The sequence below is a fragment of the Soonwooa sp. genome (assembly GCF_032062245.1).
Taxonomy (GTDB): Bacteria; Bacteroidota; Bacteroidia; order Flavobacteriales; family Weeksellaceae; genus Soonwooa.
On record NZ_DAMBQF010000005.1, the window covers coordinates 39891 to 65747 of the forward strand.

The following is a 25857-nucleotide window of genomic DNA, read 5'->3' on the forward strand; positions in this document are numbered from 1 at the left end:
ACACACACACACTTTACATTTTTTGCGAAGAGGCCTATTTCGAAAGAACTAGACCTCTTTTTTTATCGTTAAATGCGATACATTTCTGTGTGGGGAAGATTGTCTTCTAGATATTTTTTATCAGTTGGGATAAAACCAAAATCACCATAAAATTTTATTAAATAATCTTGCGCCGATATTCTGATATTAGATGTTTTGTAACGCGTTTCGATGCAGCTAATCGCATAAGTTATTAATGTGCGACCGAGTTTTAGTCCACGATAGTCTGGATGTGTTAAGACGCGACCAATACTGGTTTCATCGTATTTTATTCCTTTATCAAAAACACGACAATAAGCAACGACTTTGCCGTCGAGTTCTGCCCAAACGTGCAAAGCTTTTTGGTCTGTATCATCGGTGTCTAGATAATAAGTCTCTTGTTCGACAATAAAAACCTCTTGTCTAACTTTCAGGATTGCATAAAGCTCATCTCTTGTAATCTCATCAAATGCTTTAATTTTCCAAAGTACCATTAGTCGAAACGGATTTTATTTTTTTGTAAATATTGGTTGGTTTGCTCGATATATTTTAGGATTTCGTCGCCGCCTTGTTTTTTTTCAGCAGATGTAATATACATTTGTGGCGCTTCTTCCCAAGTTTTAAGAAGTTCGGTTTCGTAGGTGTCAACATTACGTTGTGCGCCTCCAGGCTTTAGTTTGTCAGCTTTTGTAAACACTATCGAAAACGGAATTCCACTTTCGCCGCACCATTGCATAAATTCTAGATCGATCTTTTGTGGCGTATGACGTACGTCTACCAACACAAATAGATTCACCAGATTTTTACGGTTAAGAATGTAATTGGTAATAAGTTTCTCGAAATCCTTTCTTGTGCTTTTCGACACTCTCGCATAACCATATCCTGGAAGATCGGTTAGATACCATTCTTCATTAATAAGGAAGTGATTAATAAGTTGGGTTTTACCAGGCGTTTGAGATGTTTTTGCAAGATCTTTATGATTCATCATCGCATTAATAAGTGACGATTTTCCAACATTTGATCTTCCAATAAAAGCATATTCTGGAATTGTAGCATCAGGACACTCTTGCCATTTTCCGCTACTTTTTACAAATTCCGCTGTTTTGATTAACATAATCTATTAATTAAAAACCATTAAGATTTAGCGTTCTTAATGGTTTGTTATTATTTGTTTTACATGACTTTTTGTAACCAAACGTAAAGAATCTCGTTGAATTCTTTTGGTTTTTCCATCATGGCTGCGTGACCGCATTTCTCAATCCAATGTAACTCTGAGTTGGGGATAAATTTGTGCATATCTTCCGCAACATCTGGTGGCGTTACATTATCTTGTTTTCCCCAAATAAGACAAGTTGGACAAGTTATTTTGGGAAGGTCATTCAACATATTGTGTTTGATAGCACTTCTTGCCAGCATCACAGTTTTGATACCCTTCATACGATCGTTAACCACCCCAAAAACTTCGTCAACCAATTCGTCGGTCGCAATATTAGGATCGTAAAAAACCTCTTCGGTTTTCTTTCTTATATAGTCTTTATCGCTTTTTCTAGGGAAACTGTCACCGAATGTCCTTTCGTACAATCCAGAACTTCCTGTTAACACTAGGTTTTTCACCAAATCTGGTCTAGCCAATGTTAGGATGAGCCCAACATGACCGCCCATGGAGTTTCCTACGATTGTTACAGGTTCTTTTATTTCTTGATCTTCGATAAATTTAATAACAAATTTTGCGATGGTCGTAAGATTTGTGTTAAGAACGGGTAAGTCGTATATCGGTAATTCAGGTACAAAAACGTGGTAACCTCTATCTGAGAAGAAGTTAATCGTGTTCTCAAAATTGCTAAGACCACCCATTAATCCGTGTAAAAGAATCATTGGATGACCGCTGCCAGCTTCGATGTAATTGAATTTTTTGTTTTTCTTTTTGAATATCATAAAAGTGCTTCGCAAATAAGCTTTGCAAAAATACAAATAAAAGACAAAATTTTCTTTTAATACTGTCTTATTTCAAAAATATTAAAAAAGTTTAACGAAAAAAATCGATTAAGTCTATTTTTTATCAAATTATTAATGGATCTATAGAAAAGCGTGGTTTTATCGTAGTTTGAAGATTGTTTTTATTATAAAGTGTTTAAAATCAAACTTTTAAATAAGGGATAAAAGCTGTTAAAAGTTATAAACATTAAGTAAAATTGTGGAGCAAAGTGGGAGAAAGTGGAAAAAAAATATATAAATTTGTCCCAAATGAATCATTTCATCGGAACATACGAGTGTAAAATTGATGACAAAGGCCGCATCAAACTTCCTTCTTCGCTGGCGAAGCAGTTGGAAGTCTTTGGTGGTCAGACGCTTATTGTCAAGCGCTCTGTGTTTAACGATTGTCTTGAAGTGTATCCTCAAAAAAACTGGGAGCCTGTTATGAAACAAGTGAACAGTCTTAACAGATTCGTTAAGAAAAATGTTGAGTTTATTCGAATTTTCACAGCAGGTGTGAAAGTTGTCGAACTTGACTCTAGCTCAAGATTGCAAATTTCTAAAGATCTTGCGGTTTTTGCAAATCTTACAAAAGATATTGTGATTGCAAGTGCTGGCGAATTGTTCGAGGTTTGGGATAAGGAAGCTTATGAAGCAATCATTAATGCTGGCGCTGTAGATTTTGCAAACTTGGCAGAAGAAGTGATGGGAAATAATAATAATAATGACGATGTATCATAATCCTGTATTGTTAAAAGATAGTGTAGATGCTTTGGTGACTAATCCAGATGGTGTCTATGTGGATTGCACTTTTGGTGGCGGTGGGCATTCTCGTGAGATTTTGTCAAGATTGTCTACGGAAGGGCGTTTGTTTTCTTTTGATCAAGATACGGATGCGTTAAAAAATGCTTTGGATGATTCTCGTTTTACATTAATTAATCAGAATTTCAGATTTCTAGAAAATTCGATGTTAATGTATGGTGTTCCTCAGGTTGATGGGATTTTGGCAGATTTGGGCGTTTCGTCACATCAATTTGATGAAGCGGATCGTGGATTTTCGATTCGCAGCAATGCGCCTTTGGATATGCGAATGAATGTGATGCAAGCTCTTGATGCAAAGAAAGTCATTAATGAATATGAAGAAGAGCAACTTGCGGATATCTTTTATTATTATGGGGAATTGCGTGAAGCGAGAAAGTTAGCGCGTCAAATTGTCAACCATCGTAAGAATAAATTAATTGAAACAACGCAGGATCTGAAAGACATTTTCAGTTATATCCCTTCGCATAAGAGTAACAAATTTTTTGCACAAGTCTTCCAAGCGGTAAGAATTGAAGTGAATCAGGAGTTGGATGTGTTGAAGGAAATGTTGCTTCAGTCTTATAAAATTTTAAAACCAGAAGGTCGTTTGGTGGTGATTTCTTATCATTCTTTAGAAGATCGTTTGGTGAAGAGATTTTTGAAAAACGGAATGTTCGAAGGTGAGCCAGAACGTGATATTTATGGAAATTTTAAAAAGTCATTTGACTTGATAAAAACCAAAGCCATTATTCCTGATGATAAGGAGATTGAAGAAAATTCTCGTGCTAGAAGTGCGAAAATGAGAATAGGAAGTAAAATTTAATAAAGAGAAAATAAAAATTGGCTAGAAGAAACCTTAATCGTCCAAAGAAAAAATTAACCGTGATGGACATCATCAAGGGGAATTTTCTTAATCGTGATGAGGTTACAGTTCATTACAAATATTTTTTGATGGTGTTCGGATTGTTAATGGTGATGATCTATAGCAACCACTTAGTTGGTAAAAAAATCGAACGCGTTAACGAATTAAAAGAAGAAACGGAAGAATACAAATCTCGAAATGCCTATGCGCAAAGTAGATTGATTAAGATAAAATTAGAATCAGAATTAGGTAAAGAAATGTTGACCGACTCGCTAATGACATTAGAAAGTCACCCAATGAAACTCCTTATAAAACTAGATAGTACAAATGTCAAAACAAAACAATGAGTACGAAAAGAAGCGTTCCAAAGCGTTGAGATGGGGCTACCTTTTTGCATTGGTAGCTTTTGGTCTCTTTACGATATTTTTGGTTCGTATTCTTATTTTACAAAATACAAATGTTGAGGAGTTTCAGAATAATTACATCAACAAAAACTACCGCGAAGCAACGCTGAAAGCAGCTCGTGGAAATCTTTATGCAGCCGATGGCTCTATCTTGGCGACAACGGTGATGCGTTACGATATCTATTTGGATTTCAAAACGATGCGCGATACGATTTATCAAAATAACATTGGTGAATTGACAGATTCTTTGAGTTTAATGTTTGATAAACCAAGAAGTTATTTCCGTGCAAAATTTGACGAGCAAAAGAAGAAGAAAAATCAATATTATTCTTTAGTAAAAGGTCTTGACTTTGATGAATATGACAGAATCCGCAATTTTCCAATTTTTAAAAAAGGGAAAAACAAAGGTGGGTTTATCGTTGACAGAAATTATAAGAGAGAATTAGCAACAACGCAAATTGGAGCAGGAACAATTGGTGCTGACAACGAGAACGGAAAATCAGGTCTCGAAGGTGCTTTTAGTAAATATTTGACAGGGACTGACGGTAAACGTCTAGAGCAAAGAATCAACGCATCACAGTGGAAACCAATTGATTATTGGAAAGTTCAGGAGCCTGTTGATGGCGAAGATGTGTACACAACTTTAGATTTAAGAATTCAAGATATTGCACATACAGCTTTAGAAAATCAGTTGATTAATTTCGATGCGGATCATGGTTGTGTTGTCGTTATGGAAACACAAACTGGTAAAGTTCGTGCGATGGTCAACCTTCGTAGAACAGAACCTGGGATTTATGTTGATGCCTATAATTTTGCTGTAAAAGATGCGCAAGAGCCCGGATCTATCATTAAAACAATGTCAATTTTGGCGGCGATGGATGACGGATTTGTGGACGAAAATACCAAAGTTAATATCGGAAGTGGGAGCTGGACTTACGCGGGACAGTTAATTACAGACGGTCACGGTGGTGGAACTTACGACGTTAGTGATGTTCTTGCAAAATCGAGTAATGTTGGTGCTGCTAAAATTATTACTTCGCATTATGCTGATAAACCAGAAGTGTTTTTGGACCATTGGAGAAGATGGAAAATGTTTGATAAAATGGATATTGAACTTCCCGGTATTGCAAAACCTTCTATCCAAACACCCAAAAGTAAACGTTGGAACAAAGCGACTTTAGCCTCATTGTCTTACGGCTATTCTTCTAGTTTTAGTTTGTTGCAGCTTACAACTTTTTACAACGGTGTTGCGAATCATGGCAAAATGGTAAAACCGCTTTTCATTGATAAAGTAATGAAAGATGGGAAAGTGTTGTACGAAGCAAAACCTGAAGTTTTGGTTAACAAAATGGCATCAGATAAAGCTATTAAAATGATGACCGATGCGCTGACAAAAGCAGTAGAAAAAGGAACGGCGAAAAGTATCTACACGCCGAATCTTAAAATCGCTGGTAAAACTGGTACAGCAAGATTCGAATATTGGAAGCCTGGTCCTAGAAAATATCAAGCATCATTTGCAGGTTTTTACCCATCGGATAATCCAAAATATACATGTATCGTCATGATTAATCAGCCAGATACATCAAAAGGTTTTTATGGTGGTTCGGTTTCGGCGCCAGTTTTTAAAGAAATTGCTGGTAAAACATTTTTGAAAACGCCACTTAATGTCGAAAAAGAATTGTTGGTAGAGCATCCGGTGAAACTTGACAAAATGATTGAACCAAATCGTAAAGTCTCTGTTGAGAATCGTCAAATGCCGAATGTTGTTGGGATGATTGGGAAAAATGCAATTCCACAATTAGAGAATTTGGGCTATCGCGTGGACTTCAAAGGTGTTGGTAAAATCATGGAGCAATTCCCGTCTGCGGGAGCAACAATTGGAAAAAATCAAAGAATATATCTGACTTTACAGAAATAAAGAATTGAAAATGAATTTAGAAAAATTATTAGCAAACATCACGGTTTTAGAAACTAAAGGAACTTTGGACAAAGAAGTTTCTGTGTTGGTTTTCGACAGTAGAAAAGCTGTTGAAAATGCTTTGTATGTTGCTATTAAAGGTGTGGTTGCAGATGGACATTCATTTATTAATTCAGCGATTGAGAAAGGTGCGAAGATTATCGTTTGCGAAGCTTTACCAGAAACGATTAATGAAAAAATTACTTATATTTTAGTTAAAGATTCGTCGAAAGCTTTAGGTCATTTGGCTTCAAATTTCTACGACAATCCTTCAAAAAAATTAAACTTAGTCGGTGTTACTGGAACTAATGGAAAAACTTCTGTAACAACTTTGTTATTTGATATTTTTAAAAATTTGGGTTATCCATCAGCGCTTATTTCGACGGTGGAATATCGTATTGCCGATGAGGTGATCCCAAGTACACATACAACGCCTGACGTTATTCGCCTTAACGAAATGTTGGCGAAAGCGGTTGACAAAGGCTGTGAATATGCTTTTATGGAAGTAAGTTCTCACGGCATTACGCAAGATCGTATCGAAGGTTTACATTTTAAAATTGCTGGTTTCACGAATATCACAAGAGATCATTTAGATTATCATAAAACTTTCGAGAACTATATTCAAGCCAAAAAGAGATTTTTTGATGAGTTAGAAGTTGGCGCAATTGCCATTACCAATGCTGATGACAAAAACGGAAGCGTGATGTTGCAAAATACCAAAGCGACAAAAAAATCTTTCGCGATGAAGACGATGGCAGATTTCCACGGAAAATTGTTGGAAGTGGATTTCAACGGGATGCTTTTAAATTTTAATGGAAAAGAATTTTGGACGACTTTATCAGGGAAGTTCAATGTATATAATTTGCTTTTAGCTTTTGGGATTGCGACAGAATTAGGAATGCAAGAAGATGAAATTTTACAAGCGATTTCAAAACTTCATCGTGTTAATGGTCGTTTCGAAACGATGAAATCCGATGGTGGAATATTCTTCGTGGTCGATTATGCGCATACGCCAGATGCTTTAGAAAATATTTTGGACAGCATTAACGAAATCAGAACTAAAAATGAAAGACTGATTTGTGTTTTTGGTTGTGGAGGTGATAGAGATCATGGCAAACGTCCTCAAATGGGGAAAATTGCAACACAGAAAGCAACTTTAGCGATTATCACTTCGGACAATCCAAGAACGGAAGATCCAAGTGCGATTATCAAAGAAATTGAAGCTGGGGTTGAGCCTCAGAATTTTAATAAATATGTTTCAATACCTGATCGTAAAGAAGCCATTAAAATGGCTATCAAGTTCTCAGAGCCAAAAGACATCATTTTGGTTGCGGGTAAAGGTCACGAAACGTATCAAGAAATAAATGGTGTTAAACATCATTTCGATGACAAAGAAGTCATCACAGAACTTTATAAATTAATGAGTAAGTAGAATTAAAAGATTTAAGAATTTAATTATTTAAAAACTATCAGATGACAAAAAATTTTGAAGAGTTTCCAGTTTATCAAAAGAGCTTGGACTTAGTTCAAAAGATTTTTGAATATGTTAAAAACGATAGTTTTAAAAATGAATTTGAATTCGTAAATCAAATAAAAAGAGCAGGAATATCGGTAGCAAATAATATCGCTGAAGGTTCAGAATATAATAGCAATAGACAATTCATTCGCTTTCTGAAGATATCTAAAGGAAGTTGTGGAGAAGTAAGAAATATGATTTTTATAAGTAAAAAAGTGGGACTTGATGATGAGAATATTGGAGACGAAATCTTAGTATTATCAAAAGAAGTATCTTCTAATTTATCAAATTTTATAAAATATCTAAGTCAAAATATAGAAAAGAGAAATCTTTAAATTTTTAATTATTTAATCTTTAAATCAAGAAAATGTTATACTATCTAAACGAATATCTCATCAGTCATGGCATCCATATTCCGGGGATGAACTTGTTTCGATACATTTCGTTTCGAGCGGCGATGGCTGTGTTGTTTTCACTGATTATTGCTTTAGCATACGGTAAAAAAATCATCAATTATCTCCGTCAAAAACAAATGGGCGAGTTGGTGAGAGATTTAGGTTTAGCAGGTCAAAAACAAAAAGAAGGAACGCCAACAATGGGTGGTATCATCATTATTGTGGCGACGATTATTCCGGTGCTGTTGTTCACAAGGATTACAAACGTCTATATTGTTTTGTTGATTGTATCGGTGTTTTGGATGGGTGCGATTGGATTTTTGGACGATTATTTAAAAAAGATTAAAAAAAATAAAGACGGATTACAAGGAAAATTCAAAGTTATTGGACAAGTTGGTTTAGGCTTAATCGTTGGAGTAACAATGTATTTCCATCCAGATATCGAGGTTAAAAGAAAATATTCTGATGCTAAAGTTGTCAACCGTAACAATGTTGAAAAAAACTTTATGCCTGAGGAAAAAATCCCTGTTTCGACCGTTCCGTTTACAAAAAATAACGAATTCGACTACAGCGGTATTTTGTTTTGGATGAGTCCAAACGAAGCGCATGAATGGTCTTGGATTGTGTTTATCCCGATTGTTATTTTTATCGTAACAGCGGTATCTAACGGTGCTAATATCACCGACGGAATCGACGGTCTAGCCGCGGGAACCAGCGTCGTCATATTATTGACTTTGGCGTTTTTTGCCTACTTATCGGGTAACATCATTTTTGCGGATTATCTCAATATTATGTTCCTCCCGAATATGGGTGAAACTACGATTTTTGCGCTCGCTTTGGTCGGTGCAGTTATCGGATTTTTCTGGTACAATACTTATCCGGCACAAGTATTCATGGGAGATACAGGAAGTTTGATGTTGGGCGGTGTGATTGCAGTTTTAGCAATTATTTTAAGAAAAGAATTACTAATCCCTGTGCTTTGCGGAATTTTCTTGGTAGAGAATCTTTCGGTGATGTTGCAGGTGGTTGTTTTTAAATATAGAAAAAGAAAATACGGTTTAGAATACGCTCAGAATAACCGTCTGTTTTTGATGTCGCCTTTGCATCATCATTATCAGAAAAAAGGTTACCACGAGAGCAAAATTGTAAACAGAGCAATTATTTTGGGAATGTTGTTGGCAATTATTTGTTTAATAACACTCAAAACTAGATAACAAATCTTGAGTATGAAAGTAGTTATTTTAGGAGGTGGCGAAAGTGGCGTTGGTGCTGCATTTTTAGCAAAGAAGAAAGGATTCGATGTTTTTCTTTCGGATATGGGCACGATTCGCGACAACTACAAAAACGAGTTAACAGACTTAGGCGTTGAGTTCGAAGAAGGTCAGCATACGGAAGAACGCATTCTTTCGGCGGATTGGGTGATCAAAAGTCCCGGAATTCCGAAAAAGGCGGACATCGTTTTTAAAATCAAAAACCAAGGCATTAGATTGTCTTCGGAGATAGAATTTGCTTCAGAATTTACTGATGCTAAAATCGTTGCGATTACAGGAAGTAATGGTAAAACAACGACAACTTCTTTAATTTATCATATTTTAAAAGAGGACGGTTTCAATGTAGGTTTGGGCGGTAACATCGGGAAAAGCTTTGCAAAACAAGTCGCGGAGGAAAATTTCGATTATTATGTTTTGGAAGTTTCTAGTTTTCAATTAGATGATATTCAAACATTTAGACCATATATTTCATTGTTATTGAATTTGTCAAAAGATCATCTCGACCAGTATAATTATGATTATGAAGAATATGCTTTAGCGAAATTCAGAATTACCGAAAACCAAGATCAGCAAAACTTTTTCATCTACAATAAAGATGATGAAATGAGCCAAAAGATTCTGGAAAAGCTTGATCTCAAAGTTAATAAAGTGCCTTTCTCGATGTCCGAAAAGTTGGATTATGGTGCTTATGCGACCGATTCTAATATTTTCGTGAATGTTGAAGAGCAGCATTTCGAAATGAAAATCGAAGAGCTTTCTTTAATGGGAAAACATAATGTTGCCAACAGTCTTGCCGCAAGTATTGCTGGTAAATTATTGAATATCAGTAATGAAAGCATTCGTAATTTTTTAATGACTTTCCAAGCGGTTGAGCATAGATTGGAGAATGTTGCTGAAGTCCACGGTGTAAGATACATCAACGATAGCAAGGCGACCAATGTTAATGCGACTTATTTCGCTTTAGAAAGTATGAAGCAGCCGACGATTTGGATTGTTGGCGGAAAAGATAAAGGCAACGACTACACCGAAATTGAAGAATTGGTGAAGAAAAAAGTGAAAGCTATTGTTTGTCTTGGTATTGACAATCAAAAGATTATCGACTTTTTTAAAAATGATAAAGAACAAATCTATGACACATCGAGTATGGAAGATGCTGTTAAAATTTGTTCGCAATTAGCAGAAGAAGGTGATACGGTTTTGTTGTCTCCTTGTTGTGCAAGTTTTGATTTGTTCAATGGTTACGAAGATCGCGGGAACAAATTCAAGGCGGAAGTTTTGAAATTAATTAAGTAAAAGAAGCAGAAAAACGGAAGATGGAAAACCAAACGACAGATAATAAATTCGAATTACTAAAGGGCGACAAAGTCCTTTGGATGGTTATCATTTTGATATCCTTTCTGTCGATATTTCCTGTTTATTCGGCAAGTTCAAACCTAGAATATATCGCGAATAACGGTACAACAACCTCACACGTTCTTAAGCACATGATTTTCCTTGTGATAGGTTTAGGAATTATGCGCGGTATTGGCGCCATCAAATACGAATATATTGGTAAACTAAGTTCGATCTTGTTGGCGATTACTGTCGGATTATTGGTGGTTACGATGTTTACAGGACAGACTATTGACGGGGCGAGTGCGTCGCGTTGGTTGAAGATTCCGGGGACACCGATTTCGTTCCAGCCGTCGTCGTTTGCATATTTAATGTTAATCATTTATCTGTGTAGATATTTAACAAAGAAAATAGCGAGAGAGCGTTTACCTATCGAAAATGTCATGTACATTTTCGGACCAATTTTATTGGTTTTTGGTTTGGTTGCAAAAGATAACGGATCTACGGGTTTAATGATTTTAATAGTGTCCATCGCGGTTTTGGTCTTTGGACAATTGCATTGGAAGTACATTGCAGGTTTTATCTCGGTGTCAGTTATTGGAGTTATTATGTTTTTGTTGGTGGCATTAAATACTAACATCATCAACAATAACCGCGTACACACGTGGATGAGCCGTATCGAAACCTTTACAAATGCTAGAAAGAATGCTGATGTCGAAGATGAGTCTTTAAAGGCGAAAAACTACCAAGTCATGCAAGCGAAAGCAGCGATTGTTCACGGTGGATTTTATGGTATCGGACCAGGAAAAAGTGCTTTAAAACAAACGCTTCCACAATCGGTTTCGGATTTTATTTTCGCAATTATTGTTGAAGAATATGGTTGGATTGGGGCTTTTGTATTGATAAGTCTTTACATGATTATGATGATTAGAATTGTCATGATTGCGAGTAAAATGCCGGCATTTTTTGGTTCCTTATTGGTGCTCGCCATTGGATTAATGATTTTTGTGCAATTGGGTGTTAATATCGCGGTTGCAGTTAACCTAATTCCAGTTACAGGACAGCCTTTACCGCTGATAAGTTATGGTGGTACGTCGATGTTGGTGACTTACATTCAGTTGGGGATTATTTTAAGTATTAGTTCTCGAATCCAAGTTTATGACGAGGAAGGTATGGGCAAAAAACAAACGATAGAGGAGATTAACGATATCGCATAAAACAAAAAGAGTCCCAAGGGGACGGTTTAACAGAGAATAGGACGAAGTCCTATTAAAAGGAATAATAATTAAAGTCCCAAAGGGACGACTTAATAAAGAATAGGACAAAGTCCTATGTGAATAAATATTAGCAAATGAACAAATTAAAAGTTTTATTATCAGGTGGCGGAACAGGAGGACACATCTTCCCAGCTATCGCTATTGCTGATGAAATCAGAAAAAGATTTCCAGAAGCTGAGTTTTTGTTCATTGGTGCAAACGGCAAAATGGAAATGGAAAAAGTTCCCAATGCAGGTTACAAGATCGAAGGTCTTAACATTGCAGGAATTGACCGTGGTAATATTTTGTCAAATTTCAAATTGCCATTCAAGCTTTTGTCAAGTTTATCAAAAGCAAAAAGAATAATAAAGGAATTTCGTCCAGATGTAGCAATTGGGACGGGAGGATTTGCAAGTGGACCAGCTTTGTGGGCAGCTTCTAAATTGGGTGTTCCAACTTTTATTCAAGAGCAAAATGCCTATCCAGGAGTTACCAACAAGTTATTGAGTAAAAAAGCAAAAGCGGTTTTCACAGCTTATCCTAATATGGAAAAAGATTTTCCGAAGACGAAAGTTATCTTTTCTGGAAATCCGATTAGACAAAATATCGTAACAGATATGTTGGATTCTAAAACTGCTAAAGAACAACTTGGCTTGGATGCTGATAAATTGTGCATTTTGTCTGTTGGTGGTTCTTTAGGTTCTCGAACTTTAAATAATGCTTGGATGGATAATCTTGTAGAATTCGGTAATGAAAATATGCAGCTTATCTGGCAAACAGGAAAGACAGATTATAAAAATTTAGTTGAAGAATTGACTAACAACCAACAATCGACAACAAGCAACCAGATTCAAATAAAAGAATTCGTTTACGAAATGCCATTAGCGTATTCTGCGGCGGATGTGATTGTATCGAGAGCTGGAGCGATTGCAATTTCCGAATTGTCAGTTGCTGGCAAACCTGTGTTATTGGTGCCTTTCCCTTTTGCTGCGGAAGATCATCAGACTAAAAACGCACTCAATTTGGTTGAAAAAAATGCAGCAAAAATGGTAAAAGATTCAGAGATGAAGGACTTGTTTTGGCCAACATTAATGGGTATTTGCAAGGATGAAAATCTAAGAGCAGAGATGTCCAAAAATATCAAAACTTTTGCAAAACCAAACGCAACGGTTGAGATTGTTGATGAGATTTTAAAAACAATTAAAAAATAGTCTTCGGACAAAATATAAAATGAACTATCTAAATACATTCAAGCATTTCTATTTCATCGGTATCGGCGGTATCGGGATGAGTGCTTTGGCGAGATATTTCCACGCTTCAGGTCGCGAGGTTTTGGGTTATGATAAAACCAATACCAAGTTGACAACGCAACTAATGGCAGAGGGAATTGACATCACTTTCGAAGATAAAATTGATGACAAAATAAAAGCTTTGTCGCCACAAGATACGTTGGTGATTTATACACCAGCAATTAAGACTTTAGGTATTTTAGATTATTTTGATGAGGAAGGTTTCACGATTCAGAAGCGTGCAAAAGTTCTTGGATTGGTAACCGAAGATACGCAGTGTATAGCCGTTGCGGGTACGCACGGGAAGACGACAACTTCGACACTTATTTCGCATTTGTGCAAAGAAGCCAACTTGCCATTTTCTGCTTTCTTAGGCGGAATTTCAGAGAATTTTAAATCGAATTTTCTCTACAACGGTAACGAACTTTCTGTAGTTGAAGCCGACGAATACGACAGAAGTTTCCTAAATCTTTCACCAGATTGGGCGGTTGTAACTTCGACGGACGCTGACCATTTGGATATCTATGGCGATAAAAACCACATTGAAGAAGGTTTTCGTGCATTTGCAGCTTTGGTGCCAGATGACAAACAACTTTTTGTGAGAAAAGGTTTGGAGATTGGTCGTCCACATGTGACTTATGCGGTTAACGAAGAAGCCGATTATTACTCGAATAATTTGAGAATGGATCATGACAAAATTTATTTTGACTTCCATACGCCGACAGAGACGATTAAAGATTTCGTTTGGGAAATTCCGGGCATCCACAACGTTGAAAATGCAACGGTTTCTTTAGCGATTTTAAATAAAATGGGTGTTGATTTTGACACGCTTAAAAAAGCAATTGCAAACTTTAAAGGAATTAAAAGACGTTACACCAAACATATTTTTGACAACGGAAAAATATACATCGACGACTACGCACACCATCCAACTGAACTGAATGCTGTGATTGGTTCGATCAAAACTTTCTATCCAAATAAGAAATTGTTGATTGCGTTTCAGCCGCACTTGTTTAGTAGAACGCGCGATTTTGCTGATGATTTTGCGAAAAGTATTGCAAAAGGAGATGATTTGTTATTGTTAGATATTTATCCTGCACGCGAACTTCAGGAGAATTATCAAGGCGTAACATCAGCTTGGTTATTGGACAAAGTGGATGCCGAAAACAAAGAAGTCGTGACTTTAACCGAAAGTTTAGAAAAGATTAAATCTAAGGATTTCGACATTTTGTTGACCGTTGGAGCTGGTAATATTGATACACTTTATGACCCAATTATGGAGTGGTTGCCAACGATTTAGTAGGATTAAATTTAAAAATAAATAGAGACGACTTTTTGAATTGTACAGTAAATAATGAAGAATAAATACAGAATATTAAAAATTTTAGTAACCGTAGGAATATTGGTGTTCTTGCTGAGTTTCTCTTTGAAACGTTTCAGCGAAAAGCCAGTTTCTGAACCTAAAGTTAAGCTTAACCAAACAGCGCCTTCTGTATATTTTATTTCAGAAAAAGAAGTTTCGGAATTGATTAAAAAAAATAATCCCGAGAACAAAATTGGGACTTTGGATATTCCCAAGTTAGAGAAGAAACTCAATGACAACGACTTTGTAGACAGCGCTAATGTCTATTTAGATCTTAACGGAACTTTAAATATCGATGTTAAACAAAGAGTGCCTGTTTTTAGACTTCAAAAAGGAGGAAAAGATTCTTATGTGGATGCTAATGGTGTAGAATTTCCGATTTCTAGAAATTACTCGTTCCCATGTTTGTTGGTCTCGGGTGATGTTAAAAAAGAAGAATACCAAGCTTTAGGAAATCTGGTCTACAAAATCAACAAAGATGATTTTAGTAAAAAATACTTCATCGGAATTTCAAAATACAAAGGTGATTATAGCTTGTTAACCAGCGAAGGCAATTACAAAGTTGAGATTGGTGATCTCAATAATATTGATTTTAAGGTAAAAGGTTTTAAAACTTTTGTTGAGAAATACATGATTTATCAAAATCCAGAAAAATATAAAAAAATTTCTGTAAAGTACGAAAATCAAATTGTAACAACACTTAATCCTTATTTTAAGGAAAATGATAGCGTCTTAAAAGCGCAGCAAAAAGCTTTAGAAAAACCTCTGGCAAAAGCGGCTAGCAAAGAAGATGCTAATAAAACTGAAAAGAAACCAACTGTAACAACAGCAAGCAAACCAAAGTCGCAAGAAAAGGATAAAGCTGAACCTAAAAAACAAGAAAAGCCAAAGACAACGGCTAAACAGGATAAACCAAAAACACAACAAAGCGCTTCTCCTAAAAAAGAAAGTGCAAAGAAAAAAACAAAAATAGTAGTAGAATAAAAAAATCAAATCGAGCATAAAATGGAAAACCACGAGTATTCAGTAGGTCTGGACATTGGGACAACAAAGATTGTCGCCATTGTTGGTAGACGCAACGATCGAGGCAAGATCGAGGTCCTCGGCGTAGGAAAAGCAAAAAGTCTCGGCGTACACAAAGGGATTGTTAACAATATTGCGCAAACGATTAGCTCAATCAAAGCAGCAGTAGAACAAGCGGAATCTAGCGCAGGTGTTAGCATTAGAAAAGTGACAGTTGGGATTGCGGGTAAGCATATCCGTTCATTACAACATTCGGATTATATCATGCGAGAGCATCCGGATAAGTACATTACAGATGAAGACATCGAAGCACTTAAAGATCAAGTGCGCAAGTTAGTGATGTTGCCAGGTGAAGAGATCATCCATGTTCTTCCACAGGATTACAAAGTTGATTCGGAAGGTGAGATCCAGGAACCAATCGGTATGCATGGTAAACGTCTAGAGGCTAACTTCCACGTCGTAGTTGGGCAGATGGGTTCTATCCGTAATATCGTAAGATGCGTTCGCGAAGCTGGTCTAGATATGGAAGCTTTGACTTTGGAGCCATTGGCATCGTCAGAGTCTGTTTTAACTAAAGAAGAAAAAGAAGCTGGTGTCGCAATTGTTGACATCGGTGGTGGTACAACAGATATCGCTATTTTTAAAGATAATATCATCCGTCACACATGTGTTATTCCTTACGGTGGAGGGATTATCACAGACGACATCAAAGAAGGATGTTCTATTATCGAAAAACATGCAGAACAACTGAAAGTTAAATTCGGTTCTGCTGTTCCAGAATTAGAAAAAGACAGTACCTATGTAACCATTCCTGGTTTGCATGGTCGTCCAGATAAAGAGATCTCATTAAAATCTTTGGCGCAAATTATCAATGCGCGTATCGAAGAGGTTTTAGAAATGGTGAATACCGAACTAAAAGCTTACGGTGCATTCGAGCAAAAGAAAAAATTGATTGCAGGTATCGTGTTAACTGGTGGTGGGTCTAACCTAAAACACCTAAGACAACTTGCAAATTATATGACAGGATTCGACTCAAGAATTGGTTTCTCTAACGAATATGTTAGCAATGACAAGAGTCAACAATTAAAAGGTCCAGAATATGCGACATCCATCGGATTGTTGATGGAAAGTCTTAAGATTCGTGATAAGAGCGAAGTTAATTATGCACAAGAAGAAGTTGTAGAAGTTAAAAATACAGTAACAGAAGTTGACACAACTAATACCGTAACAGAGAAAGAAGCCGAAGCTCAAGTTGAAAAACAGATCGTTGAAGCAACTAAGCAAAAAGGTGGTCGATTAACTTTTGGACAATCGATTTTAGAAAAAGTAAAAAAATTCTTCGAAGAAGTAGAATAAATTTTGAAGCGAAAAAGCTATTTTTAAGTAGTGGACAAGCGGAACATATTATAAAATTACAACAATGGAAAATACAAATAGCAATCAAGGATTTTCATTTGACCTACCAAAAGGCAACTCTGCGATCATCAAAGTTATTGGTGTTGGTGGCGGTGGAAACAATGCACTTAAGCACATGTACGAAAAAGGAATCTACGGGGTAGATTTCGTGATTTGCAATACAGACGCACAAACTTTAGATAACAACCCAGTGGCTAACAAAGTGCAGTTGGGAATTACAATGACCGAAGGTCTAGGCGCTGGCGCTGATCCTGAGGTTGGCGAAAAAGCAGCCATCGAAAGTATCGACGAGATCAAAGCAGCAATGGGACAAAATACCAAAATGGTTTTCATCACAGCTGGTATGGGCGGTGGTACTGGTACAGGAGCTGCGCCAGTTATCGCAAAAGTGGCTAAGGAGATGGGCATCTTAACTGTTGGTATCGTAACAGTACCTTTCAGTTTTGAAGGTAAAAGACGTCTTGACCAAGCAGAATTAGGCTTAGAAAAACTTAGAAATAATGTTGACTCGCTTATCGTGATCAACAATGATAAATTAAGACAACAATTCGGAAACTTAGGATTCAAATCTGGATTCTCAAAAGCCGATGAAGTGTTGACTAACGCTGCTAAAGGTATGGCAGAAGTTATTACGGGTTATTTCGATGTTAACATCGACTTCCGTGATGCTAAATCTGTACTTCAGAATTCTGGTACAGCGTTAATGTCAACTGGTACAGCACAAGGCGAAAACAAAGCGGAAGAAGCGGTTAAAAAAGCTTTAGATTCTCCGTTATTAAACGATAACAAAATCACTGGTGCGAAAAACGTTCTACTTCTTATCCGTTCTGGTAACGAAGAAGCAACAATGGACGAAATCGGTATCATCAACGACTATATCCAAAGAGAAGCTGGTAACACGGCGGACATTATTTTTGGAGTTGGTTCGGACGAAGAATTGGGCGATGCAATCAGCGTATTGGTTATTGCAACAGGTTTTTCTAAAGATGATGTTAGACAAACTAATGTTAAAGAAACGATCCAGAAGATCGACTTGTTCGCAGATAGAGATCAATCTATACCAAGACGTACGGATTCTCCTTTCAAAACCAGAGCTGAAAGAGATGCTGAAGGCGGCTTAGAAAATCGCGGAAAAAATGTTTTCCGTCTAGAAGATGATGAGGATTTTTCAACTCCCAATTTTCCAACTAATACCTTCGCGGGAACTGCTGTAGAAAAAGTTCCACAAGAAGTTAAGTTTTTCGAAAAAGAAGAATCCGAAAGCTTCAATCAAAATTGGGAGCGAGACGAAGCACCTCAAGAATTCAACCTTTTTAATTATGATGAAGAGGAAGAATTTAATCATAATGAAGACCTAGAAGCGGAAGCTTTTACGTTTGAGGTGGAACATAAAGTTAATGACCAACAAAATATCCAAATCTCTGATGAGGAAAAACCTGTTGAAATTAACTTCGTAATCAACGAGCCGATCAACGAAGAATCGATGTTTGTACACAAAGAGGAAGAAGTTGAGCCGATTATTAATAAAGTAGAAGAAGTTAAAGAAGATTTTAACCCAGTTTTCGAAACTAAAATTGAGGAAGAAATCCAGGTTCCAAAACCGGATATGCTTTACAATCGTCCTGCGGTTAACGAGCCAAAACCAGTAGAAAATTCATTGGAAAAAATCATTGAAAAACCTGTGGTAGAGGAGAAAGTTGATGAGTCAGAATTTACGTTTATCAATAAGTCAACCGAGTCTAACAAGATTCAGGAGAGAAGAAATAAACTTAAAGAATTCAATTCTCGTTATCAAAAATTTGATCACGTTGAAGAGTTTGAAAGCATCCCAGCATTCAAAAGAAAAAATATTGACATCGATAGCAATAGCGCATCAGATAGCAATATCAATAACTTTTTGAGTGACAACAACGGAAGAGTTCAACTTCGCGAAAACAAGTTTTTGAACAAAGACGTAGACTAAATAATATAACAATGTAAAAATGTAGCATTGTAACAGATAGACTTTAATTGCTAAACTGTTACTTTGATACATTGTTAAATTAATTAAAAATGAGTTTAGAACAGAAAATAACAGATGCGATGAAAACCGCTATGAAAGAGAAAGACAGAGTTGCTCTCGATTCTCTTCGTGCCGTTAAAGCGCAGATTCTTTTGCTTAAAACTGAGCACAAAGGTGCCGAAGTTTCAGAAGAACAAGAGATTGCAATTTTGCAAAGAATGATCAAACAAAGAAAAGATTCTTACGATCAGTTTTCGGCTCAAAATCGTATGGATTTGGCAGACGTAGAAGTTGCCCAATCCAAGGTTATCGAGCAGTTTTTGCCAGCCCAACTTTCAGAAGAAGAATTGGAAGCGGCTATCAAAAACATTATTGCTCAAACAGGTGCCGAAGGCGCCAAAGATCTAGGAAAAGTAATGGGTGTTGCATCCAAAGAATTAGCTGGTAAATCGGACGGAAAGAGCATCTCGACGATGGCTAAGAAGTTACTTTCTTAGAAGGTTGCAGTTATCAGAATTGAGGTTGCAGTTTTTGCTAAAACCTTCAACCTACGACTAAAAACCTAAATAAAAGGATATCCAAACTTTGCATATCGATTTGATTAATGGAACCCAATTTCATCACGAAATTGGTTTTTTTTGTGTCAAAATGTCTCAATAGATTTTTGGCATTGTTTTGATAACATAACTCAATGAGAGAATTAGAGATTAATCAATATCTTTGTTAAACTAAAAAAAATAAATATTATGTATCCAGCAGATTTAGTGCTGCCAATGAAGGCAGAACTTACCGATAAAGGTTTCCAAGATTTGACAACGCCAGAGCAAGTTGATCAAGCTTTAAAGCAATCAGGAACAACTTTGTTGATGATTAACTCAGTTTGTGGTTGTGCAGCAGGAGCAGCAAGACCAGGCGCAGTATATTCATTAACTGGTGACAAAAAGCCAGATCATTTGGTAACAGCTTTCGCAGGTTTCGATACAGAAGCCGTTGCAGAAGCTAGAAAATTGTTAGCACCATTCCCACCATCTTCACCATGCATCGCATTGTTCAAAGACGGAGAATTGGTACACATGCTAGAGCGTCACCACATCGAAGGTAACCCAGCAGGCGCAATCGCCGCTAACTTACAAGCCGCTTACAACGAATATTGCTAAGCCATTAGCCATTCAAAAAATAGAATGCTTCCAGATTTTGGAAGCTTTTTTTATTTTTTCTTGGGCGGACAATTCGCGCTATCCGCTATATCTTTTGGCTTCGCTCGGTCGGCTCCGCTGCGCTCCGCCGCCTCACTCGCCAAAAGGATGCCGCTTCTATCGCGGCCGCAATTCGGGCTCGTTGAAAGATTAAGTTTTTTTGAAGTTTCCTTAATATTAAATAAAATCAGTTCGCGATAAAGCACTTTTCTTTAAATCAGTCGTCACTTCGAGTAAAAATCTGAAAGATTTTGTATCGAGAAGTTTTAATGATAAGAAAATTAACTTATTTTCGATACAGTTTTCTGCGAAAACCACTCAAACTGACGTTTATTTTCTTATCTCAAACGCAGTTTTTCTAGACTTTATAAAACGAAGCTTTCTTATTGTTTGACTAGATTCCCATCAACTCTTTCGCTTGCGAGATAGCAGCTTGCGTTACGGTGCTACCCGAAAGAAGCTGTGCAATCTCTTGTAGACGATCGTCTTCATTTAAAGGGATAATATTCGAGCGCGTCAATCCGTCCACGTCCATTTTGGTTACTTTGTAATGGTCGTCGGCTTTTGCAGCAACTTGTGCGAGATGGGTGATAACAATGAGTTGCATATTTTTTCCCATATCGTGCATCACTTTTCCGATTTCTTCTGCAACACGACCAGAAACGCCGGTATCGATTTCGTCCAAAATCAAAGTTGGAAGATTGCTATGTTCTGCCAAGATTTTCTTTATTGAAAGCATAACACGAGAACGTTCTCCACCAGAAATAGCACTTTGGATTGGCTTCATAGGAAAGCCAGAATTCGCCTGAAACATAATCTGGATATGCTCTTTCCCAAAAGAGTTATATTGCTCCGAAAGCGAGCGTTCCAAAGCAATTTTGGCTTTTTCTAAACCTAACTGTTTTAGGAGACTTTCAATTTTTTCAATAAGATTGGGTGTGCCTTTATCACGAAGCTTAGAAAGTTCTTTCGCTTCTTTTTCCAAATCTTTTTCAAGCTGAATAATTTGACCTTCGATGTCCGCAATTTCTGCCTCCAAATGCGTGAAGCCAGATTGTTCTTTGTCGAGTTGTTTTCTAATTTCGACCAGCGACTCTACATCCGAAACCTGATGTTTTAGGAACAAAGAATTTAGCGTGTTCATTTGTCGCAACATTTCTGCGAGAGCAGCAGGATCGATGTCAACTTTTTCAAGTTCGTTTTCGAGTTCGCTTAGGATGTCTTTTATTTCAAAATAAGATTCGTCAAAACGTTTTTGGATGTCCTCAAATTTTGGTGACAAATCCGAAATCTTTTGCAGTTTTTGTTTAGCATCCAAAAAACTTTGTAACACGCCAATCTCGTCTTGATGAAATTTTTGGATAATTTGACCAAGGTTTTCAGAAATATATTCTGCATTTTCACGCGTACTCAACTCATCCTGAAGCTGTTTGAAATCAATTTCATCGAGATTAATTTCATTAAGCTCGTTTAACAAAAAGCTTTTGTAGTCAGACTCTTTATGCGCATCTGCAAATTTTTGTTTTAAATTTTGAAGTTGGCGTTTAAGACTTTGGTAGGTGCTAAACTTCTTTTGATACGACTCCAAAACCTTTTGATTTTCCGAAACAGAATCCAATATCTGAAACTGATAAGCTTCCGAAAATAATTGCGAAGTCTCAAACTGCGAATGGATGTCGATTAGCTTGGACGTCAATTCTTTAAGAACGTCCAAAGTCACCGGAACATCATTGACGAAAGCCCGCGACTTCCCACTAGAAAGGATTTCTCGACGGATAATAGATTCGGTATCAAAATCCAAATCTTGTTCGTCAAAAAAGCTTTTAAAATCTTCACCAATCGTGAAATGCGCTTCTACAAGGCATTTTTTGTCGGCGTTGCTAATCGATTTTAGGTCGGCGCGTTCGCCCATGATTAGGCGCAAAGCACCAAGTATAATAGATTTTCCTGCGCCCGTTTCACCCGTGATGACTTCCATACCTTTGTGAAGTTGGATGTCGAGGTGGTCAATCAGCGCAAAATTCTGAATAACAATTCTTGAAAGCATAAGATAGTTTTCCTCTGTGGAGGCTTATTTCCACTTATTCCATTTTGTGTCAATTTCTTTAGGCGCAAACATTGACATCAATTGTTTAAGATCATTCATATTAACAGAACCATTGTTGTTACTGTCAAAAATGCTGAATATTTCGTTTTTCTTCGTGTCGATAAATACGTTGAAAGCAGGATTCATTTGGAAGTCATTTTCGTAGACTTTTAGTTGCATCAACGCATCTGCTATATTCTTCTTAGCAGGATTTTGATCTGGTTTCGCCATATTATCAAGACCAATACGATGATAATTATAATAAACAGTTCTCAACGTGCTGTTAGACTCTTTTTGGATTGCGTCAATAACAGAACCACGAGATTTAAGACCTTCAACTTGAGACCAGCCTGCGTAGTTGTTGTTCATTGAGTTTTGCGAAATTTTCAAAGCTTTATCAAACCAAGCTTGACCACCTTTTAATTTAAAACTATCGCCGTCATAACCCAAAATAACATAAACATAGAAGCTAATAACATCGATTAAGTTTTTCCCAGAAAATTGTCTTTCATTAAAAACTAAGTTCTCGTTTTCGCTATATTCAAAACCGAAATTATTGTCGTTAAAGTTGATAAGCGGCGACTCGTATTGTGAGTTAAAAACAGGTCTAGTGGCTTGTATAACAATACTTCCTTTGTAAGTATTACCCGATTTTTCAGAAATAACGATGGCAAAATTTGATTTTACTTTTTCAAAATTTTGAAGTCTTTTGCCTGTCCAAGATGTGTTGTTGATGAAATCTCTTAAGGATTTTTCTAAAGTCTTATAGGTCTGTACGTTACTACCGCCTAATTGCTGATAGTTGATTTGGACGGTTGCCAAAAGTTCTTGCGATTGTGCAAATCCTGTTAAAACCAATAAAATAAATATGCTGAATAACTTTTTCATTCTAAAATTAAACTTTGAAACGTAAAAATACACTTTTCGATTGAATAAAAAACGTGAAAAACAAGGCTTTCTTATATAATCTGACTAAAGCTTCAATTTTTCTTTAACCAAATTGAGAATATCGATGGCGACTTCTTCTTTTGACTTCAAATCAAAAACTCTTTTTTCGTCTTTTGTAAAGATTTTTATTTTATTAGTGTCGTTTTGAAAACCTGCACCTTCATCTCTTAAAGAATTAAGGACAATCATGTCAAGGTTTTTCTTTTCTAATTTTCCTTTTGCATTTTCTTCTTCATTTTGAGTTTCTAAAGCAAAACCGACCAAAAACTGATTTTGTTTTTCCTTTCCCATTTGGAGAAGAATATCTTTATTCTTTACTAACTCAATGCTAAATTCTGAGTCGTTTTTCTTGATTTTTTCTGAAGCGACAACTTTCGGCGCGTAATCTGCAACTGCTGCACTCGCAATTGCAATGTCAACATTTTGATAATATTTAAACACTTCATCAAACATTTGTGAAGCTGATGTCACACGATGGATTTCAATGTTAGGATTTTCGGGTTTTAGTTGCGATGGTCCCGAAACCAGAATAACCTTTGCGCCTTGCGAAGCTGCTTCCTCAGCTAATGCAAATCCCATTTTACCAGAAGAATGATTCCCGATAAAGCGCACGGGATCGATGTTTTCATAAGTTGGACCTGCAGTTATCAAAACTGTTTTTCCTTTAAAAGCTTTTTCACCTTGTTCTGAGAAATGACGTTTAATATATTTTAAAATCGTTTCATTTTCTGCTAAACGTCCTTGCCCAACTAATCCACTTGCTAATTCGCCATATTCTGCTGGTATAATTGTAAGACCAAATTCTTCTAATGTCGCTAAGTTTTTATTAGTTGACGGATGTTGGTACATATCCAAATCCATTGCTGGCGCAATTATCACAGGACATTTTGCAGACATATAAGTTGCCATGAGTAGATTGTCGCAAAGTCCAGTAGTCATCTTTGCCATTGTATTTGCTGTGCAAGGCGCGATCAGCATAAGATCTGCCCACAGCGCCAATTCTACATGGTTGTTCCAAGATTGGTCTTGGTTGTAAAAATCGATATATGCTGGTTTTTTAGAAAGTGTCGACAGCGTTAACGGACTTACAAAGTCTGCAGCGGATTTTGTTAAAATAACTTGGACTTCGGCGCCAGATTTTATTAAGTCTCTTACAAGATAATTTATTTTGTAAGCAGCGATTCCGCCAGTTATTCCGATTAAAATTTTCTTTCCAGAAAGTGTCATAATTTGGATTTTTAACTTAACAAAAGTATCAAATTTAAAACAAAAAAACCACAGAATAATCTGTGGTTTGTCTATTGGAAGTTGTATTCTTCTAGTTTTTTTCTCCAGTTTCTCTGAAGTAGATTTCGTCGTCTAACCATTCTTGGATAGCGATAGATGTCGGTTTTGGAAGTTTTTCGTAATGTTTAGAGATTTCGATTTGTTCTCTATTTTCAAAAACTTCTTCCAAAGTAGAGTTATGCACAGCAAATTCATCCAACTTATTATGTAACTCGGTACGGATCTCGGCATTAATTTGCTCCGCTCTTTTACCCATAATTACGATAGCTTCGTAGATGCTTCCTACTTTGTTCTCGATTTTGTTTCTGTCGTAGGTAATGGTATTAACCTCTGCTTTAGTATCTTTTACACTCATTGTGCGAAATTTTTTAGAATTGCAAATATACAAATTATCTTCTTATTCTGAAAGTCGAGTTAGGATCACTAACTGTTGCGCTATCTTTCTTAGCTTTTTCGATGTTATTCTCGATAGCCTCTTGGTTGTTTTCTTCTTTCTTAAGCTCAGTTTTTGCAGCATTTTTAGCTTCCTCAGCTTTTTGTTTTGCTGTTAATTCTGCTTGTCTTTTCTCAGCTTCAGCAACGATTTTTTCAAATCTTACTTTTTCTTCTTCCAATTTTGGACGGAAAGCTAAAGCTGTTTTTGTATAATCCGTGTTAGGAAGTTCTTTTTCAATTGTTCTTGTATAAGCAATAGCGTTGTCTAGACGATCTTTCTTTTTTTCAGGCATCGAGAACATTGCTAACTCATATTTAGATTTCATTTTAAAATCTAAAATTTTTGGTTTAAGCTTTGTCGCAGGAAAATCTTCTAAAACATTGTCAAATGCAATATCCGCAGAAAGATATTCTCCCATTTTGTAATACTGACGAGCGTTTTCATAAGCTTTGAATTCTAACTTATAACCCAACTCATCCAACATGGTTTGGATATTTTTTGATCTTTCAGAATCTGGATAGTTGTTCAAGAAGTCTTGAAGCTCTGTAATCGCAGATTGTGTATTAGTCTGATCAAGATTATAATCGTTAGAACCTTGATAATAACAGATCGCGGACATATAAGAAGCTTCTTCACGACGTGGATCCTGAGGGAAGCTTACTGCAAAGTTTTTGAACTGATGTCCAGCAAGCTTGTAGTTTTTATCGTAATAGTTAGCATAAGCCGTGTTGTATCCAACATTTTGGAATTCGTCGGTTCCTGCAACAAGATTAGAAACTCTTTCGTACAAGGCAATCGCGTCGCTCCACTTTTTGTTTGCAAATTTTTCATTGGCAGTTTTCAAGATGAAATCTTTGTCGGCACTTTTCAATGCGCGATCCATTTCACGATTACATGATATAATAAGGCTTGATGCCAGAGCAACAATAATTAATTTCTTCATAAGGATGTAGTAAAGTTGACAAGGTCCAACATTACGATTTGCAAAAATAAAACTTTTTTGATAATAGGATTTATTATTATGA

24 protein-coding genes are annotated in these 25857 nt (G+C 36.4%); 16 read left to right on the top strand and 8 right to left on the bottom strand.

What is annotated here, in order from left to right:
• Nucleotides 1-68 precede the first annotated feature (68 nt).
• Genes RT037_RS04630 through RT037_RS04640 form a run of 3 tightly spaced genes read right to left on the bottom strand, consistent with a single transcriptional unit; the run spans nt 69 to nt 1953 of the window.
• Nucleotides 69-512 (bottom strand): GNAT family N-acetyltransferase, encoded by a 444-nt coding sequence (locus RT037_RS04630; protein WP_313028480.1) that lies wholly within the window; start codon nt 510-512, stop codon nt 69-71.
• On the bottom strand, nt 512-1132 hold the full coding sequence (gene yihA / locus RT037_RS04635) for a ribosome biogenesis GTP-binding protein YihA/YsxC (RefSeq protein WP_079667604.1): 621 nt from the start codon (nt 1130-1132) through the stop codon (nt 512-514). The genes RT037_RS04630 and yihA overlap by 1 nt, the downstream gene beginning before the upstream one ends.
• Nucleotides 1133-1191: 59 nt before the next feature.
• On the bottom strand, nt 1192-1953 hold the full coding sequence (locus tag RT037_RS04640; protein ID WP_312321915.1) for an alpha/beta hydrolase: 762 nt from the start codon (nt 1951-1953) through the stop codon (nt 1192-1194).
• A gap of 309 nt (nt 1954-2262) precedes the next feature.
• Here RT037_RS04640 and RT037_RS04645 point away from each other — a divergent pair, with 309 nt between their 5' ends.
• From RT037_RS04645 to RT037_RS04720, 16 genes are all read left to right on the top strand, one after another.
• On the top strand, nt 2263-2733 hold the full coding sequence (locus tag RT037_RS04645) for a division/cell wall cluster transcriptional repressor MraZ (RefSeq protein WP_313028481.1): 471 nt from the start codon (nt 2263-2265) through the stop codon (nt 2731-2733).
• A complete protein-coding gene (rsmH, locus tag RT037_RS04650) occupies nt 2723-3616 on the top strand; it encodes a 16S rRNA (cytosine(1402)-N(4))-methyltransferase RsmH (protein ID WP_313028482.1) in 894 nt (297 codons plus the stop codon). Before RT037_RS04645 ends, rsmH begins: the two co-directional genes overlap by 11 nt.
• A gap of 62 nt (nt 3617-3678) precedes the next feature.
• On the top strand, nt 3679-4002 hold the full coding sequence (locus tag RT037_RS04655; protein WP_394333308.1) for an FtsL-like putative cell division protein: 324 nt from the start codon (nt 3679-3681) through the stop codon (nt 4000-4002).
• On the top strand, nt 3983-5977 hold the full coding sequence (locus RT037_RS04660; protein ID WP_313028484.1) for a penicillin-binding transpeptidase domain-containing protein: 1995 nt from the start codon (nt 3983-3985) through the stop codon (nt 5975-5977). Before RT037_RS04655 ends, RT037_RS04660 begins: the two co-directional genes overlap by 20 nt.
• A gap of 10 nt (nt 5978-5987) precedes the next feature.
• Nucleotides 5988-7448, top strand: a complete 1461-nt coding sequence (locus RT037_RS04665) for a UDP-N-acetylmuramoyl-L-alanyl-D-glutamate--2,6-diaminopimelate ligase (RefSeq protein ID WP_313028485.1) — start codon at nt 5988-5990, stop codon at nt 7446-7448.
• A 41-nt stretch (nt 7449-7489) separates the two neighbouring features.
• The gene (locus RT037_RS04670; RefSeq protein ID WP_079667610.1) at nt 7490-7867 is read left to right on the top strand and encodes a four helix bundle protein; all 378 of its coding nucleotides are present in this window, start codon (nt 7490-7492) and stop codon (nt 7865-7867) included.
• A gap of 32 nt (nt 7868-7899) precedes the next feature.
• Nucleotides 7900-9141, top strand: coding sequence for a phospho-N-acetylmuramoyl-pentapeptide-transferase (mraY, locus tag RT037_RS04675; RefSeq protein ID WP_313028486.1), 1242 nt, complete (start codon nt 7900-7902; stop codon nt 9139-9141).
• A gap of 12 nt (nt 9142-9153) precedes the next feature.
• Nucleotides 9154-10491: a UDP-N-acetylmuramoyl-L-alanine--D-glutamate ligase gene (gene murD / locus RT037_RS04680; RefSeq protein ID WP_312321907.1), complete on the top strand. Its 1338-nt coding sequence runs from the start codon at nt 9154-9156 to the stop codon at nt 10489-10491.
• A gap of 20 nt (nt 10492-10511) precedes the next feature.
• On the top strand, nt 10512-11747 hold the full coding sequence (locus tag RT037_RS04685; protein ID WP_313028487.1) for an FtsW/RodA/SpoVE family cell cycle protein: 1236 nt from the start codon (nt 10512-10514) through the stop codon (nt 11745-11747).
• A 134-nt stretch (nt 11748-11881) separates the two neighbouring features.
• A complete protein-coding gene (murG, locus tag RT037_RS04690) occupies nt 11882-12997 on the top strand; it encodes an undecaprenyldiphospho-muramoylpentapeptide beta-N-acetylglucosaminyltransferase (protein WP_313028488.1) in 1116 nt (371 codons plus the stop codon).
• 19 nt (nt 12998-13016) lie between these two features.
• Complete coding sequence (gene murC / locus RT037_RS04695) at nt 13017-14375, top strand: UDP-N-acetylmuramate--L-alanine ligase (protein WP_313028490.1); 1359 nt, start codon at nt 13017-13019, stop codon at nt 14373-14375.
• A 54-nt stretch (nt 14376-14429) separates the two neighbouring features.
• Nucleotides 14430-15422: a cell division protein FtsQ gene (locus RT037_RS04700; protein WP_313028491.1), complete on the top strand. Its 993-nt coding sequence runs from the start codon at nt 14430-14432 to the stop codon at nt 15420-15422.
• A gap of 21 nt (nt 15423-15443) precedes the next feature.
• The gene (ftsA, locus tag RT037_RS04705) at nt 15444-16817 is read left to right on the top strand and encodes a cell division protein FtsA (protein ID WP_313028493.1); all 1374 of its coding nucleotides are present in this window, start codon (nt 15444-15446) and stop codon (nt 16815-16817) included.
• A 64-nt stretch (nt 16818-16881) separates the two neighbouring features.
• Nucleotides 16882-18840 carry a cell division protein FtsZ gene (gene ftsZ / locus RT037_RS04710; RefSeq protein WP_313028494.1) on the top strand — a complete coding sequence of 653 codons (1959 nt, stop codon included), beginning with the start codon at nt 16882-16884 and terminating at the stop codon, nt 18838-18840.
• 89 nt (nt 18841-18929) lie between these two features.
• Complete coding sequence (locus RT037_RS04715; RefSeq protein ID WP_313028495.1) at nt 18930-19376, top strand: GatB/YqeY domain-containing protein; 447 nt, start codon at nt 18930-18932, stop codon at nt 19374-19376.
• Nucleotides 19377-19625: 249 nt separating this feature from the next.
• Nucleotides 19626-20036 (top strand): BrxA/BrxB family bacilliredoxin, encoded by a 411-nt coding sequence (locus RT037_RS04720; RefSeq protein ID WP_079667618.1) that lies wholly within the window; start codon nt 19626-19628, stop codon nt 20034-20036.
• A 433-nt stretch (nt 20037-20469) separates the two neighbouring features.
• Here the strand turns inward: RT037_RS04720 and recN are convergent, their stop codons facing one another.
• The 5 genes from recN to RT037_RS04745 all read right to left on the bottom strand — a co-directional run bounded on the left by recN (nt 20470) and on the right by RT037_RS04745 (nt 25775).
• The gene (recN, locus tag RT037_RS04725; protein WP_313028496.1) at nt 20470-22122 is read right to left on the bottom strand and encodes a DNA repair protein RecN; all 1653 of its coding nucleotides are present in this window, start codon (nt 22120-22122) and stop codon (nt 20470-20472) included.
• Nucleotides 22123-22146: 24 nt separating this feature from the next.
• Complete coding sequence (locus RT037_RS04730) at nt 22147-23049, bottom strand: DUF4835 family protein (protein ID WP_313028497.1); 903 nt, start codon at nt 23047-23049, stop codon at nt 22147-22149.
• Between the two features lie 84 nt (nt 23050-23133).
• Nucleotides 23134-24336, bottom strand: coding sequence for a bifunctional phosphopantothenoylcysteine decarboxylase/phosphopantothenate--cysteine ligase CoaBC (gene coaBC / locus RT037_RS04735; RefSeq protein WP_313028499.1), 1203 nt, complete (start codon nt 24334-24336; stop codon nt 23134-23136).
• Between the two features lie 91 nt (nt 24337-24427).
• A complete protein-coding gene (locus tag RT037_RS04740; RefSeq protein ID WP_313028500.1) occupies nt 24428-24751 on the bottom strand; it encodes a DNA-directed RNA polymerase subunit omega in 324 nt (107 codons plus the stop codon).
• 34 nt (nt 24752-24785) lie between these two features.
• Entirely contained in the window at nt 24786-25775 is a 990-nt protein-coding gene (locus tag RT037_RS04745) for an outer membrane protein assembly factor BamD (protein ID WP_313028501.1), read from the bottom strand.
• Nucleotides 25776-25857: the final 82 nt, after the last annotated feature.

What these genes read in the sequence shown, in the direction of transcription:
- murC (WP_313028490.1), top strand. Translation starts at nt 13,017, where the DNA reads ATGAACTATCTAAATACATTCAAGCATTTCTATTTCATCGGTATCGGC.
- RT037_RS04630 (WP_313028480.1), bottom strand. Translation starts at nt 512, where the DNA reads ATGGTACTTTGGAAAATTAAAGCATTTGATGAGATTACAAGAGATGAG.
- RT037_RS04665 (WP_313028485.1), top strand. Translation starts at nt 5,988, where the DNA reads ATGAATTTAGAAAAATTATTAGCAAACATCACGGTTTTAGAAACTAAA.
- coaBC (WP_313028499.1), bottom strand. Translation starts at nt 24,336, where the DNA reads ATGACACTTTCTGGAAAGAAAATTTTAATCGGAATAACTGGCGGAATC.
- RT037_RS04740 (WP_313028500.1), bottom strand. Translation starts at nt 24,751, where the DNA reads ATGAGTGTAAAAGATACTAAAGCAGAGGTTAATACCATTACCTACGAC.
- RT037_RS04685 (WP_313028487.1), top strand. Translation starts at nt 10,512, where the DNA reads ATGGAAAACCAAACGACAGATAATAAATTCGAATTACTAAAGGGCGAC.
- rsmH (WP_313028482.1), top strand. Translation starts at nt 2,723, where the DNA reads ATGTATCATAATCCTGTATTGTTAAAAGATAGTGTAGATGCTTTGGTG.
- ftsZ (WP_313028494.1), top strand. Translation starts at nt 16,882, where the DNA reads ATGGAAAATACAAATAGCAATCAAGGATTTTCATTTGACCTACCAAAA.
- RT037_RS04730 (WP_313028497.1), bottom strand. Translation starts at nt 23,049, where the DNA reads ATGAAAAAGTTATTCAGCATATTTATTTTATTGGTTTTAACAGGATTT.
- recN (WP_313028496.1), bottom strand. Translation starts at nt 22,122, where the DNA reads ATGCTTTCAAGAATTGTTATTCAGAATTTTGCGCTGATTGACCACCTC.
- RT037_RS04745 (WP_313028501.1), bottom strand. Translation starts at nt 25,775, where the DNA reads ATGAAGAAATTAATTATTGTTGCTCTGGCATCAAGCCTTATTATATCA.
- RT037_RS04670 (WP_079667610.1), top strand. Translation starts at nt 7,490, where the DNA reads ATGACAAAAAATTTTGAAGAGTTTCCAGTTTATCAAAAGAGCTTGGAC.
- RT037_RS04700 (WP_313028491.1), top strand. Translation starts at nt 14,430, where the DNA reads ATGAAGAATAAATACAGAATATTAAAAATTTTAGTAACCGTAGGAATA.
- RT037_RS04720 (WP_079667618.1), top strand. Translation starts at nt 19,626, where the DNA reads ATGTATCCAGCAGATTTAGTGCTGCCAATGAAGGCAGAACTTACCGAT.
- RT037_RS04715 (WP_313028495.1), top strand. Translation starts at nt 18,930, where the DNA reads ATGAGTTTAGAACAGAAAATAACAGATGCGATGAAAACCGCTATGAAA.
- mraY (WP_313028486.1), top strand. Translation starts at nt 7,900, where the DNA reads ATGTTATACTATCTAAACGAATATCTCATCAGTCATGGCATCCATATT.
- murD (WP_312321907.1), top strand. Translation starts at nt 9,154, where the DNA reads ATGAAAGTAGTTATTTTAGGAGGTGGCGAAAGTGGCGTTGGTGCTGCA.
- RT037_RS04655 (WP_394333308.1), top strand. Translation starts at nt 3,679, where the DNA reads ATGGACATCATCAAGGGGAATTTTCTTAATCGTGATGAGGTTACAGTT.
- RT037_RS04660 (WP_313028484.1), top strand. Translation starts at nt 3,983, where the DNA reads ATGTCAAAACAAAACAATGAGTACGAAAAGAAGCGTTCCAAAGCGTTG.
- RT037_RS04645 (WP_313028481.1), top strand. Translation starts at nt 2,263, where the DNA reads ATGAATCATTTCATCGGAACATACGAGTGTAAAATTGATGACAAAGGC.
- murG (WP_313028488.1), top strand. Translation starts at nt 11,882, where the DNA reads ATGAACAAATTAAAAGTTTTATTATCAGGTGGCGGAACAGGAGGACAC.
- yihA (WP_079667604.1), bottom strand. Translation starts at nt 1,132, where the DNA reads ATGTTAATCAAAACAGCGGAATTTGTAAAAAGTAGCGGAAAATGGCAA.
- ftsA (WP_313028493.1), top strand. Translation starts at nt 15,444, where the DNA reads ATGGAAAACCACGAGTATTCAGTAGGTCTGGACATTGGGACAACAAAG.
- RT037_RS04640 (WP_312321915.1), bottom strand. Translation starts at nt 1,953, where the DNA reads ATGATATTCAAAAAGAAAAACAAAAAATTCAATTACATCGAAGCTGGC.